Origin of the sequence: Kribbella sandramycini, from assembly GCF_013131805.1 — a bacterium.
GTDB classification, from domain to species: Bacteria; Actinomycetota; Actinomycetes; order Propionibacteriales; family Kribbellaceae; genus Kribbella; species Kribbella sandramycini.
This window is the reverse complement of sequence record NZ_JABJRC010000001.1, coordinates 773,476-786,773: the sequence shown is the minus strand read 5'-3', so window position 1 is coordinate 786,773 and position 13,298 is coordinate 773,476. Positions and strand designations below refer to the sequence as shown.

The 13,298-nt window shown below is 69.7% G+C and carries 13 protein-coding genes; 7 read left to right on the top strand and 6 right to left on the bottom strand.

Annotated elements, in window-relative coordinates:
- The first annotated feature begins 63 nt into the window (after window positions 1–63).
- Entirely contained in the window at window positions 64–1,158 is a 1,095-nt protein-coding gene (locus HPO96_RS03440; protein ID WP_171670904.1) for an S-(hydroxymethyl)mycothiol dehydrogenase, read from the top strand.
- Here HPO96_RS03440 and HPO96_RS03435 read toward each other — a convergent pair.
- The 5 genes from HPO96_RS03435 to HPO96_RS03415 form a co-directional block, all read right to left on the bottom strand.
- Window positions 1,155–1,652 (bottom strand): GNAT family N-acetyltransferase, encoded by a 498-nt coding sequence (locus tag HPO96_RS03435; protein ID WP_337796495.1) that lies wholly within the window; start codon window positions 1,650–1,652, stop codon window positions 1,155–1,157. The genes HPO96_RS03440 and HPO96_RS03435 overlap by 4 nt on opposite strands.
- Window positions 1,649–2,041 (bottom strand): transcriptional repressor, encoded by a 393-nt coding sequence (locus HPO96_RS03430; protein ID WP_171670903.1) that lies wholly within the window; start codon window positions 2,039–2,041, stop codon window positions 1,649–1,651. Before HPO96_RS03430 ends, HPO96_RS03435 begins: the two co-directional genes overlap by 4 nt.
- Window positions 2,042–2,105: 64 nt before the next feature.
- On the bottom strand, window positions 2,106–3,110 hold the full coding sequence (locus HPO96_RS03425) for a metal ABC transporter permease (RefSeq protein ID WP_171670901.1): 1,005 nt from the start codon (window positions 3,108–3,110) through the stop codon (window positions 2,106–2,108).
- A complete protein-coding gene (locus HPO96_RS03420; protein WP_171670899.1) occupies window positions 3,107–3,883 on the bottom strand; it encodes an ATP-binding cassette domain-containing protein in 777 nt (258 codons plus the stop codon). The genes HPO96_RS03425 and HPO96_RS03420 overlap by 4 nt, the downstream gene beginning before the upstream one ends.
- A complete protein-coding gene (locus HPO96_RS03415) occupies window positions 3,880–4,827 on the bottom strand; it encodes a metal ABC transporter substrate-binding protein (protein WP_171670897.1) in 948 nt (315 codons plus the stop codon). Before HPO96_RS03415 ends, HPO96_RS03420 begins: the two co-directional genes overlap by 4 nt.
- 54 nt (window positions 4,828–4,881) lie before the next feature.
- On the opposite strand from HPO96_RS03415, the gene HPO96_RS03410 reads away from it, so the two are divergent.
- Both HPO96_RS03410 and eboE read left to right on the top strand, forming a co-directional pair.
- A complete protein-coding gene (locus HPO96_RS03410) occupies window positions 4,882–6,162 on the top strand; it encodes a YibE/F family protein (protein WP_171670896.1) in 1,281 nt (426 codons plus the stop codon).
- A gap of 108 nt (window positions 6,163–6,270) precedes the next feature.
- Window positions 6,271–7,422: a metabolite traffic protein EboE gene (gene eboE / locus HPO96_RS03405; RefSeq protein ID WP_171670894.1), complete on the top strand. Its 1,152-nt coding sequence runs from the start codon at window positions 6,271–6,273 to the stop codon at window positions 7,420–7,422.
- A gap of 91 nt (window positions 7,423–7,513) precedes the next feature.
- Here the strand turns inward: eboE and HPO96_RS03400 are convergent, their stop codons facing one another.
- A complete protein-coding gene (locus tag HPO96_RS03400) occupies window positions 7,514–8,512 on the bottom strand; it encodes a LacI family DNA-binding transcriptional regulator (RefSeq protein ID WP_202885476.1) in 999 nt (332 codons plus the stop codon).
- A gap of 133 nt (window positions 8,513–8,645) precedes the next feature.
- Between HPO96_RS03400 and HPO96_RS03395 the strand changes: the two genes are divergently transcribed.
- The 4 genes from HPO96_RS03395 to HPO96_RS03380 are packed head-to-tail and all read left to right on the top strand — an operon-like array spanning window position 8,646 to window position 12,912.
- The gene (locus HPO96_RS03395) at window positions 8,646–10,361 is read left to right on the top strand and encodes a galactose-binding domain-containing protein (protein WP_171670892.1); all 1,716 of its coding nucleotides are present in this window, start codon (window positions 8,646–8,648) and stop codon (window positions 10,359–10,361) included.
- 11 nt (window positions 10,362–10,372) lie between these two features.
- The gene (locus tag HPO96_RS03390) at window positions 10,373–11,605 is read left to right on the top strand and encodes a DUF1996 domain-containing protein (RefSeq protein ID WP_171670891.1); all 1,233 of its coding nucleotides are present in this window, start codon (window positions 10,373–10,375) and stop codon (window positions 11,603–11,605) included.
- Window positions 11,602–12,141: a DUF305 domain-containing protein gene (locus HPO96_RS03385; protein ID WP_171670889.1), complete on the top strand. Its 540-nt coding sequence runs from the start codon at window positions 11,602–11,604 to the stop codon at window positions 12,139–12,141. The genes HPO96_RS03390 and HPO96_RS03385 overlap by 4 nt, the downstream gene beginning before the upstream one ends.
- A gap of 9 nt (window positions 12,142–12,150) precedes the next feature.
- Window positions 12,151–12,912, top strand: a complete 762-nt coding sequence (locus HPO96_RS03380) for an FCD domain-containing protein (RefSeq protein ID WP_171670888.1) — start codon at window positions 12,151–12,153, stop codon at window positions 12,910–12,912.
- Window positions 12,913–13,298 lie beyond the last annotated feature (386 nt).

Here is a 13,298-nt window from a genome sequence, read left to right as displayed (position 1 = left end):
GTCCTGTCGTTGGCGACGCGCGGGAGGCTGTCAGGACGCGGAAAAGTTGGTTAGCGTCGGGTCATGGGACAGACCGTGCGTGGTGTGGTGGCGGCGGCCAAGGGCGCGCCGGTGACGATCGAGCAGATCACGATCCCGGATCCGGGGCCGGGGGAGGCGGTGGTCCAGGTCCAGGCGTGCGGGGTCTGCCATACCGATCTGCACTATCGGGAGGGCGGGATCAACGATGACTTCCCGTTCCTGCTCGGCCATGAGGCCGCGGGGATCGTCGAGAGCGTCGGGGACGGCGTCACCGACGTCGCGCCGGGCGACTTCGTCGTGCTGAACTGGCGCGCCGTCTGCGGCAGCTGCCGGGCCTGCCTCCGCGGGCGTCCCTGGTACTGCTTCAACACCCACAACGCCCGGCAGAAGATGACGCTGGCCGACGGCACCGAGCTGAGCCCGGCGCTCGGGATCGGCGCGTTCGCGGAGAAGACGCTGGTCGCGGCCGGGCAGTGCACGAAGGTCGATCCGGCCGCGAAACCCGAGGTGGCCGGTCTGCTCGGCTGCGGCGTGATGGCCGGGCTCGGCGCGGCGATCAACACCGGCAACGTCGGCCGCGGCGACACCGTCGCGGTGATCGGCTCCGGCGGCGTCGGTACGGCGGCCGTCGTCGGCGCCCGGCTCGCCGGAGCGGCGAAGGTGATCGCGATCGACCTCGACGAGCGCAAACTCAGCACCGCGCAGGAGCTCGGCGCGACGCACACGATCAACTCCAAGGAGCTCGACCACGACGGCGTCGTCGCCGCGGTCCAGGAGCTGACCGGCGGTTTCGGCGCCGATGTCGTGATCGACGCCGTCGGCCGCCCGGAGACCTGGAAGCAGGCCTTCTACGCCCGCGACCTGGCCGGCACCGTCGTCCTGGTCGGCGTCCCGACCCCGGACATGCGCCTCGACATGCCGCTGCTCGACTTCTTCGGCCGCGGCGGCGCGCTCAAGTCCAGCTGGTACGGCGACTGTCTGCCGACCCGCGACTTCCCGCTGCTCATCGACCTGCACCTGCAGGGCCGGCTACCGCTCGACCGCTTCGTCTCCGAGACGATCCAGCTCGAGGACGTCGAGGCCGCGTTCACCAAGATGCACCACGGCGACGTCCTCCGCTCGGTGGTCATGTTCTAGACCACGAACGAGATCCAGGTGTCGGGCGGCGCATCGGGCCGCCCGCCCACCGGGCGATGCTCCTCGGTCCAGGCGTCGCCGGCGACCGCGGCGGCGACTCGTCGCCAGAACCGGACGGCGGTCTCGTTGTTGTCCTGGAACGCGATCTCACACGGCCCCGGGTGGTGGGCCAGCACCTCGCGGACGGCGCGCAGCCCGAGCCCGCCGCGGCGGACCGGCCGGACGACGAAGAAGCTGTTCAGCACGTGCACCGGCTGCTGCAGCGCCCGCATCAGGCAGTACCCGATCGGGTTCTCCCCGAGGTGGAAGACGTAGCCCGCCCACTCCGGATCGCCGGTCAGCGCCGACTCCAGCCACTCGCTGCGGTATGTGCCGTCCGGCCGCGGCAGCTGCCCCTGGAACTCCGACAGGTCGTGCCGGAACATCAGATACAGCCGCTCCAGCAGCTCCCGGTCCGCGGCGCCGAAACGCCGGACCGTCAGCTCGGGGGTCACGCGTTCTGGCAGTCCTGGCAGGTGCCGAAGATCTCCAGGGTGTGGCTGATGTCGGCGTACCCGTGTTCGGCGGCGACCTTGTCCGCCCAGCGCTCGACGGCCGGCCCCTCGACCTCGACCGTCCGGCCGCAGTTGCGGCAGACGAGGTGGTGGTGATGACCCTTCGAGCAGCGCCGGTACGCCGTCTCCCCGTCGGCCGTCCGCAGGACGTCGACCTCGCGGGAGTCGGCCAGCGCCTGCAGCGTCCGGTAGACCGTGGTCAGGCCGACGGCCTCGCCGGAGGTCCGCAACTGGGCGTGGATCTCCTGGGCAGTCCGGAAGTCGTCGAGCGTGTCGAGCGCGGACGCGACCGCTGCGCGCTGACGGGTCGAGCGTGTTCCGATGGCCACCGTTCCTCCTGTCCTCACCGGCTTTTCCGCGGCATCGCCAGTAATTGTCGCAGAACTCAGCAAATCAGTGCTCATCCCAGTGGTCGCCGTGTGCCGCATGCAGGTGACCGTCGTGCACGTAGTCGACGTGATCGCCGTGTTCGACCTTCTTGTGTCCGCAGTCCGGATTGTGCGCGTGCGGGTGCGTCGGGCTGACGACGTGTGGCGCGGGCGCCGGTACGCCGACCTCGGGCTCCTCGTCGTCGAGCGGCGCGATCCGCCCGGAGCGGCGGCGCAGCAGCGTGCCGACCGTGGCCGCGACGACGAAGCCGGCCAGTGCGAGGACGACGATGGTCGCGCCGGGGGCGACGTTCGCGTTGTACGACGTGATGATCCCGGCCAGACAAGCAGTGACGCCGATCGCACACGCGGTGACGAACGTGCTGCGGAACGAGCGGGTGATCTGCTGCGCGGTCGCGACCGGAACCACCATCAGCGCGCTCACCAGCAGCAACCCGACGGTCCGCATCGCGACGGTCACCGTCACGGCCGCCATCACCGCGATCAGCAGGTTCAGCAGCTGGACGCGCAGGCCGGTCACCCGGGCGAACTCCTCGTCCTGGCAGACGGCGAACAGCTGCGGGCCGAGCCCGATCGCGATCACCAGGACGGCGACGGCCAGCCCGACGACGACGTACAGGTCGCTGGCCGAGACCGTCGTCAGCGAGCCGAACAGGTAGGTGTTCAAGGTGGCGGCGCCCTGCCCGGCCAGGCCGATCAGCAGCACGCCGCCGGCGATCCCGCCGTAGAAGAGCAGCGCGAGCGCGACGTCCCCGCTCGCCTTGCCGCGGGCCCGGACCAGCTCGATCGCGGTCGCGCCGGCGATCGCGACGATGACCGCGGTGAGGACCGGCGCCGTGCCGGTGAGCAGACCGAGGGCGACGCCGGTGATCGCGATGTGGCCGATCCCGTCGCCCATCAGCGACAGCCGCCGCTGGACCAGGTAGGTGCCGATCGCGGGCGCGGACAGACCGGTCAGCAGGCCCGCGATCAGCGCGCGCTGCATGAACTCGAGCTCGAACAACGTCATGAGGTCAGCCACCCCGAGTCGTCGGAATCGGCGTGGGTGTGGTGCACATGCGCATGGGTCTGGGAGGCGTGCGGCGGGCCGTCGTACACGATCCGGCCGCGGCGCAGGATCACCGAGCGGTCGATCAGCGCGTCCATCGGGCCGAGGTCGTGGCTGACCATCACCACTGTGGTGCCGCGGGCGACCCGCTCCCGGATGGCGTCGGCGAAGATCTGCTGGCTGGCCAGGTCGACCCCGGCCGTCGGCTCGTCGAGGATGAGCAGCTCCGGATCCGAGACCAGGGCGCGCGCGATCAGCACGCGCTGCTGCTGCCCGCCGGACAGCTCGGCGACGGCGTCCTTGCGCCGGTCCGCCATGTCGACGACGCGCAGCGCGTCCTCGATCGCGGCCTTACCGGCGGCGCCGAGCGGCGCGAACAACCGCCGCCGCGACAGCAGCCCCGACGACACGACCTCGTAGACGGTCGCCGGTACGCCGCCGGCCGCGGTGATCCGCTGGGGGACGTAGCCGACCCGCTTCCACTGCCGGAAGCGGGGGACCGGCGTCCCGAACAGCCGGACCTCCCCGCGGGCTGCGGGCAGCAGGCCGACCACGGTCTTGATCAGGGTGGACTTGCCGGAGCCGTTGGTGCCGAGGACGGCGACCACCTCGCCCGGGCGGATCTGCAGGTCGACGCCCCGCAGCACGGGACGACCGCCCAGGTCGACCGAGAGATCGGTGACCTGGACGGCCTTCGCGGCGGTGTCGTGGTCCGCGTCTAGGGGTGCTGTCACGTGCAGCTGTTCGCCTTCCGGAGCTCTTGGAGGTTCTCCCGCATCAGGCTCAGGTAGGTCTCTTGGGAGTTGGCGTCCGACAGGCCCTCGATCGGGCTCAGGACGGCGGTCTTGACGCCGACGTCCTTCGCGATCGTCTCGGCGACCTTCGGGCTGACCAGCTCCTCGGAGAAGATCGTGGTGACGTGCTGGGCCTTCACGATCTCCTGGACCTCCTTGATCCGGGTCGGGGTCGGCTCGGCGTCCGGGGTGAACCCCGCGATCCCGACCATCGTCAGACCGTACCGCTTCGCGAGGTAGGCGAAGGCCTCATGACTCGTCACGAACGTCTTCAGTTTGCAGTTCGCCAGCCCGGTCCTGAACTCGGAGTCGAGTTTGCCGACCTCGTCGAGCAGCGTCTTGGCGCGGGCTTTGTAACCGTCCGCGTTCGCGCTGTCGGCGGCGACGAGCTTGTCGGTGATCGCGTTCACGACCTTGGTGTAGCGGACCGGGTCCAGCCAGAAGTGCGGGTCGAGCGCCTCGTCGCTGTGGCCGGCGGCCTCGGCCTCGCCTTCCTCGTGCTCCTCGAAGTTCGCTCCGGTGGCCTCCAGCTCGGCTGCCGGGGCGACGTCGAAGCCGGTCTCCTTGGCGTTCTGCTCGACGGCCTCGTCGACCGCCGGCTGCAGGCTCTTCTCGTAGACGACGACCTTCGCCTGGGCGATTTCACCGACCTGCTTGGGTGTCAGCTCCAGATCGTGCGGCTCGACGCCGGGCGCGGTCAGCGTGGTCACGTTCACCGCGTCACCCCCCACTGTGCGGGCGATGAACTCGAGCGGGTAGAACGAAGTCACGACGTCGAGCTTGTCGCCACCGGATCCACCGGCGGACGATCCGCCGCATCCGGCCAGGGTGATGGCGGCCAGGGCGGCCACGCCGGCGACAACCGCGCGAGTACAAGATCTCATGACAATCATTTTCATTTACCGGGAGATGATTGTCAAAACAGGGAGTTCATCAGGATGGCCAGCCGACCAGTGGGACGCCGCCGAGCCGACCGCCGCAGCCCGCGCCGGGAGCGGCTCGACGTGCCCGCCGGGCACGGTCACGGGCATGGACACGGTGATCATGTGGTGGACACCTCCGTGGTGGACGCCGATGCGATCGTCGCGCGCCGGGTCCGGATCGTCGTCGCGGCCATCCTGGCGCCGCTGATCACGGCTGCGGTGATCACGATGATCGTGCTCTGGCCGGGCGGCGGTGTGAAGGTCGCGTCGTACCAGACCGAGACCGCCCGCGGCGAGGTCACCAAACTGGTGGCCTGTCCCGAGAAGCGGGATCAGTGCGACCTGGCCACGGTCCAGCTCAGCGACGGGCCGGACAAGGGGAAGGCGGCGCCGGTCCAGGTTCCGCAGGCCGGCAAGGCGCCCATCCCGGTCAAGGTCGGCGACACGCTGATGCTCGGCGTCCAGAGCGACGCGACGGATATCGCCGACCGCTACCAGTACGTCGATCACGACCGGACGAAACCGCTGCTGATCCTGGCCGCCGTCTTCGCGCTCGCGGTGGTCGCGTTGTCGCGCTGGCGAGGGCTGGCCGCCCTGGGCGCGCTCGCGGTCACCGCGGTGATGCTGACCCAGTTCATCCTGCCGGCGATTCTCAAGGGCTCGAATCCGTTGCTGGTCGCGGTGGTCGGCGGCACGGTGATCATGGCGGTCGCGTTGTTCCTGACGCACGGGATCAGCGCCGAGAGCTCGATCGCCTTGTCGGGCACGGTCGCCGCGCTCGGGCTGACCGTGCTGCTGGGCTGGTTCTTCACCAAGCTGACGCTGCTGACCGGGATCGCGCCCGAGGGCGCCTCGGCGGCCAAGCAGTTCTTCCCCAATCTCGATCTGACCGGCCTGCTGGTCGCGGGCATGGTGATCGGCGCGCTCGGCGTCCTCGACGACGTGACGGTCACCCAGGCGGCCGCGGTTTGGGAGTTGTCGGCGGCGAACCCGGCCGCGTCCCGCGCGCAGCTGATCGGCGCCGGGCTGCGGATCGGCCGCACGCACGTCGCCTCGGTCGTGAACACGCTGGTCCTCGCGTACGCCGGCGCCGCGATGCCGGTGCTGATCACGTTCGCGATCCAGGGCCTGCCCGGCCAGTACGTCGTCTCGACCGAACTGGTCGCGATGGAGATCGTCCGCGGCCTTGTCGGCAGCCTCGGCATCATCGCCGCCGTCCCGCTCACGACCGCGCTGGCGGCGATGGCCGTGGCGGATCGGTCCCGAGATCTGGCCGGGACCGAAAACAACAACTGAACCACAGCTCTTCCACCGGGGGACCGGGCCTTCTACAGTGCAATTAGGTCACGGAGAGTCCGCCAATGACTACCTTCTGTGGCCGCCCTGACGGGGTGAGGAGCGCAGATGAGATTCCGCCATCGGGACGGCTCGGTCGTCCATCTGGGATATGCGGGGACAGTGCATCCGGCCGCGGATCTGGACGAGCTGGTGCGCTGGCTCGACGGCTGTGCCGGGACGGCGCGCGCCGACCTCGGCGTACCGGTGCTCGGGGTCGGGCTCTGGCTGGTCAGCCCACTCGCCGACCGGCTGGCCAACTCGCCGGTCGCGTTGCGCCGGCTGCGGCGGGCCCTGGTCCGTAACCAGCTCGAGGTCGTCTCGCTGAACGGCGTCGCGCACTCGCTGTACTCCGATCCGATCGTCGGCGCGAAGGTCTACTGCCCCGACTGGACCGACTCCGAGCGGCTGCGCTACACGGTTGACCTGGTCGACATCCTCGCCGAGCTGATGCCGCCGGACGCGGAGTACGGGTCGGTCTCGACGCTCCCGCTGGCCTGGCGGGAGCCGTGGTCGAAAGCGCGGGACGCCGCCGCCCGGGTCGCGTTCGATCGCCTCGAGTTCCATCTCGACCGGACCGAACGCCGGACCGGGCGCAAGATCCGGATTGCGGTCGAGCCCGAGCCCGGGTGCGTGCTGGAGATGGTCGGCCAGGCCGCGGGCTGGCTGAACCGCTACACCAGCCCGGACGCCGGTAAGTCGAAGATCGGCCTCGGTCTGGACTCGTGCCACCTCGCCGTCGGGTTCGAGGAGCCGGACGCGGCCTTCGAGACGCTCTGGCGGGACGGCGTCGACATCGTGAAAGCGCAGCTGTCGGCGGCGCCGCAGCTCGTCGACCCGTCGGACAGCGCCGGTCGGCAGGCGCTCGCCGATCTCGGCGACCCGAAGTATCTGCGGCAGGTGCGGGAGTGGTGTGGGCCCGGGGTGGACGACGTCGATCTGTCGTACCAGCTGTCGGGGCACGCGTGCTGGCGGATGCATGCCCACATCGCTGCACACGTCGCGCCACCACCGCCATTGACCGCGACGAACGCCGTACTCGACGAATGCCTGAAGCGGTTGGTGGGTGGTGGCCATCCGCTCGCACATCACCTGGAGTCGGAGACCTACACCTGGCCGCGGCCGCCGCGCACCCGAGTCCAGCTCGCCAAGCGGCTGGTCAAGGAGCTGGAGTGGTTGCGTGACCGCCTGACCGCGCTGGGGCTGGTACAGATTCTCTAACGACAGGAGGTACGTGACCGCCAGGCGCGGCGGCACGCCTGGCGATAGGCCATCGCGGGCGAAGGGCAGGTGGTACCTCCTGTCCTTCGTGTCAGGCGGACTCGCGGACGATCAGCTCGGTGGGCAGGACGACCGGGGTTGCTGCTCCGGTGCTGAGCAGGTCGAGCAGGAGTTGCGTCGTGCGGACGGCCTGATCGGTCATGGGGGAGCGGATCGTGGTCAGGGCGGGCGCGGTGTAGCGGGCCGCCTCGATATCGTCGAAGCCGATCACGGCGACGTCGTCCGGGACGCGGCGGCCGGCTTCGCGCAGTGTGCGCAGGGCGCCGATCGCCATCAGGTCGTTGGCGGCGAAGACGGCGTCCAACTGCGGGTCGTCGTCGAGGAGCTGTCGCATCGCCTCGGCACCGGAGATCCGGGTGAAGTCGCCGAGCGCGACGATCGAGCGGCGGCCAGTGTCCTTCAAGGTGTCCCGGTACGCCGCCAGTCGCTCCTGAGCCGCGGTCATGTCGAGGGGGCCGGAGATCGTGGCGATCCGGCGCCGGCCCTGGTCGAGCAGGTGCTGCACGGCCTGGGTCGCGCCGCCCTGGTTGTCGTTGTCGACCCAGGGCATCAGGCCTGGTGTCGCGAGCCGGCCGTGGCTGACGATCGGCAGACCGGTCCGCGACAGCGACGCCGGGAGCGGATCGGCGCCGTCCATCGAGACCAGGATCGCGCCGTCCACATGACCGCCGGCCAGGTACTGCTCGACGCGCCGCCGGCTGTCGTCGGACCCCGCGAGCACCAGCGAAACCTGGAAACCGGTGCGCTCCAGCTCACGGCTCGCGGCCCGCACCACCATCGCGAACATCGGGTCGTCGGAGACCAGGCCCTGCGGGGGATCGGAGACGATGATCGCGATCGTGTTCGTCCGCTGGGTGACCAGGTTGCGGGCCGCGCCGTTCGGCACGTAGCCCAGCTCGGCGACCGCGGCCAGCACGGTCTCGCGGATCGACGGCGCCACCGTCGGCTCCCCGTTGATCACCCGGGACACGCTCGACTTCGACACCCCCGCCCGCGCTGCCACCGCGTGCAACGTCGGCCGCCTCATCATCGCTGCCTCCCTGCGTCGAGGATCTCACGGTTCCGGAACCTGTCAACTCTTGACACCGTTCCCTCACAGGCACAGTCTCCCTCTCAGGGAACGTTCCCTGAGTGTGCATTTTCCGACTGCCCCGGAGACGCCCATGCCACCTCTCACCCGCCCGAGAACCGCGGCCGCGCTGGCTGCTTTCTCCCTTCTCCTCGGCCTGCTCGTCGCGCTCCCCGCGCGGGCCGCCGACGTCCTGCTCTCCCAAGGCAAGACCGCCACCGCCTCGTCGGCGGAGAACGCCGTCTTCGGCGCCGCCGCGGCCGTCGACGGCGATGCCGGCACCCGCTGGTCGAGCGCGTTCGGCGACCCGCAGTGGATCCAGGTCGACCTCGGCGCCTCGGCCGCGATCTCCCAGGTGCAGTTGTCCTGGGAGACGGCGTACGCGAGCGCGTTCCAGATCCAGGTCTCCGCGGACGCGGCGAACTGGACAACCGTGCACAGCACCACGAATGGTGCTGGAGGCAACCAAACTCTCACCGTCAGCGGGACCGGGCGCTACGTCCGGGTGCTCGGGACGCAGCGCGCCACGCAGTGGGGCTACTCGCTGTGGGAGTTCAAGGTGTTCGGCTCCGGCAGCGGCCCGGCGCCGGGCTCGCAACTGCTGTCCTACAACAAGCCTGGCGTCGCCTCTTCGCAGCAGCACGACCCGAACTGCTGGGAGTGCACGCCGGCTCGCGCGTTCGACCTCGACGCGGCCAGCCGCTGGGCGACCGCGACCGACAGCGGCTGGGTCGACCCGGGCTGGATCTACGTCGACCTCGGTGCGACCGCGCAGATCGACAAGGTTGTGCTGCAGTGGGACCCGGCGTCCGCGAAGGCCTACCAGCTGCAGGTCTCGAACGATGCGCAGAACTGGTCGACGATCTACACGAACACCAACGGCCCCGGTTTCAAGGAGACGCTCACTGTCTCCGGCAGCGGGCGCTACGTCCGGATGTACGGGACGCAGCGGAACACGCCGTACGGGTACTCGCTGTGGGAGTTCCAGGTCTATGGCACCGGTGGCGCGCCCAACACGCCGCCGACCCCGCCGTCCGACCCGGCGAACCCGCCGCAGCTGATCTGGCAGGACGAGTTCAACACTCCGGCCGGTACGAAGCCGGACGCGACCAAGTGGCGTGCTGACCCCGGTACGGGGCAGAACAACGAGCTGCAGGTCTACACCAACCACGACAACGTTCAGACCGACGGTCAGGGCAACCTGGTCATCGAGGCGCGGCGTCAGGCCACACCTGGTACGACGTGTCCCGTCGACCCGGTCAGCGGTAGCACGACGTGTCAGTACACCTCCGGCCGGATCAACACCGGTACGAAGTTCGACACGACGTACGGCAAGATCGAGGCCCGGATCAAGGTGCCCAAGGGCAACGGCCTGTGGCCGGCGTTCTGGATGATGGGGTCGGACTTCCTGACCGGACGGCCGTGGCCGTACAACGGCGAGATCGACATCATGGAGATCCTCGGCCGGGAGACCACGAAGGGCTACTCGACGCTACACGCGCCGGCGTACAACGGCGCGGGCGGTTACGGCGGCACCTACGGGCTGCCCGGCGGCGCCGACTTCTCGAACGACTTCCACACCTGGACGATGCTGTGGAACTCCACGAGCATCACCTACCAGGTCGACGGTACGACGGTCTTCACGGTCGACAAGGCGCAGCTCGAGGCGACCCGCGGGCCGTGGATCTACGACCACCCGTTCTACCTGATCCTGAACGTCGCCGTCGGTGGCGACTTCCCCGGTCCGCCGAACAACGCCACGCCGTTCCCGGCCCGGATGCTCGTCGACTACGTCCGCGTCTACCGCTGAGGAGGCCGGTGATGAAACGGACCGTTCTGCTGACAGTGCTTGCGGTACTCGGCGCCTTCCTGGTGACGTCGGGCTCCGCACAGGCAGCCGAGGCGCTGCTGTCCCAAGGGCGTCCTGTCCTCGCTTCGTCGACCGAGAACGCCGGTACGCCGGCTGCCGCGGCCGTCGACGGTGACAACGGGACGCGGTGGGCCAGCACCTTCGCCGACAACCAGTGGCTCCGGATCGACCTCGGGTCCACGCAATCGATCAACCGGGTCGCTCTGCGCTGGGAGGCGGCGTACGCGCGCGGCTTCCAGATCCAGACCTCGAACGACGGCAACGAGTGGAGCGCCGTCCATACGACCACGAACGGGACAGGTGGCGAGCAGAGCATCACACTGGCCGGGTCTGGCCGGTATGTGCGGGTGCTCGTCACCGAGCGCGCTACGCAGTGGGGCGCGTCGTTGTGGGAGTTCCAGGTGTACGGCGGGACCGGCGGACCGATCGTTCGGGTGGCGGAGTTCCTGGCCGACTGCCCGTACACGCACCGGCTGCCGGACGACCCGATCGTGTTCCCGAACATGCCGGGCGCCTCGCATATGCACAGCTTCTTCGGTGCGACCGTCACGAACGCGCACACGACGGTCGAGGATCTGGCGAACTCTCCGACCAGTTGCAACCCGGCGACCGACAAGTCGTCGTACTGGGTGCCGACGTTCTACTCGAACAACCAGCCGGTCGAGCCGACCGGGACGACGTTCTACTACCTGGGTGAAGGCGTTCGGGACGACGTGATCGCGCGTACCCAGCCGTTGCCGTTCGGGCTGCGGATCGTGGCCGGTAACGCGAAGGCGAGCGGGCCGAACGACAACACCATCTCGCGGTGGTCGTGTCTGCATGCCGGCGAGGCGGGCTCCGGGCACGACTTCATCACCTGTCCGGCCGGTTCGATGCTGGAGTCGTACTTGGACTTCCCGCAGTGCTGGAACGGGCGTGACCTCGATTCAGCGGACCACAAGAGCCACATGTCCTATCCGGTGAACGGCGACTGCCCGGCGACCCATCCGGTCCCGGTGCCGAAGCTGCGGCAGGTACTGCGCTATCCGGTGAACGGTTCGACGGCCGGCTTCCGGTTGTCGAGTGGTGGAGGGTTCACCATGCACGGCGACTTCTTCAACGCGTGGCCCGTCGCCGAGATGGCGCGCCGGGTCAACGACTGCATCCGCCCGATCATCAAGTGCGGGGCGGACGGCCGCCCGTGAGGAAGTACCTCGTACTGGCGTTGGCCGCCGGTGTGCTCGGAGGATGCGGTTCGGCCCCGCATCCCCCGGCCCCGGCGGCCTCCGTCGTCGTCGCCGACCCGGCGTTCAATCCCACCGACGCCGCCTGGCTCGGGCTGATGATCCCGATGAACGAGCAGTTCTTGACGATCCTCGGCCTGGCCGCCACGCACTCGGCGAACCCCGTCGTACGCCGCCGGGCTGCCGGCCTGACCACCCAGCATGAGGCCGAGCTCGCACAGCTCATCGCCCTCCGCAACCGGGCTCGCCTGCCGACCGCCAACGCGCATGCCGGTCACGACATGCCCGGCATGATGCGGACCGACGAGGTTGCGGCGCTCGAGAAGCTCCGCGGGCCGGCCTTCGACGCCGTCTTCCAGCGCGAAGTCAAGGATCACCTCACCCAATCGGCGCTGGTGACCCGCAGTGTCCTGGCCGCCGGTCAGGAGCCCGGGCTGAAAACCTTCGCCGCCGCGATCGAGAAAGAACGCACCAGCCAGCTCAAGTCGGTGCGGTAACTTCGTGCTGTGCCTGACGCCTTCGAACCGCCTGCTCATCGGGGACTGCTGACCGAGAGCATCGCCCGGCGGCTGCAGAACGACATCCGCTCCGGCGCGCTCCCGGTCGGCGCGAAGCTGCCCTCCGAGCGTGAGCTCGCCGCCCAGTTCGGGGCCAGCCGCAACGTGCTCCGCGAAGTCCTGCGCCGGCTCGAAGCTCAGCACCTGATCGAGGTTGCCCCCGGCCGCGGCTCGTTCGTCATCGACCAGTCGGCCGCCGACGCCCGCTCGTACGACGCCCTCTACCGCGCCGCCCGCCCGACCGTTCGCCAGCTCATCGAGGCCCGCATCCCCCTCGAGGTCGAACTCGCCGGCCTGGCCGCCGAACGCGCCACCGACGCCCAGCTCGCCGAGCTGCGCGCGATCAACGACGCGATGATCGCCGCCACCGACCCGATCATCAAAGCCCGCGCCGATCTCGAGTTCCACGACAAGATCGCCCAGGCCGCCGCCAACCCGGTCCTCTGGACGATGCTCTCCTCGATCAGCGGCATGATGTTCGAGATGATGCTCCGCTCCAACTCCGACCCCTCCATCGCCCGCCCCGGCGTCCCGCACCACCCCGAAATCCTCACCGCCCTCGAAACCCGCGACGCCCCCCAGGCCCGGCACCACATGCGCGAACACCTCTCCCTGGCCCTCCGCACCTACGGCCCCGACCTCGACCTCCCCCTCGACCTCATGGCCGCCCGCCACATCGAAACCCTCCTCCACCCAAACCCCACCACCTGACCCGCTCACCCGGCGCACGTCCGCCACAGCGGCCGGCCCCTTCGCCTGGCCCAACCAGCCAGCGGCCGAGAGGTGGATGGCTGGGGTGCCCGTCTCCGGTGGTCTGGCTCGCGGGCAGCTCGGGCTCGCTTCGCCCGAGCCGCCAGCGGAAGCGGGCATCGGGGAGCCACACCGCGGCCGGTGGGTACTTGAGCCGGGCGGAGTGGGCGGCCGCCTCGACGGAGGCGAGGGGCGGGGTGTGTTATGGTCCAACTGGTAGGACCAGTTGGACCGGCTGGAGGTTGGCGTGGCGGCGGTTGAGCGGGTGATGAGCCGGCGGTTGTTTGGTGGGTTGGCTGCTGGCGTTGCGGGCGGGGTTGTGTTGGGTGGGTGCTCTTCGGGGGCGC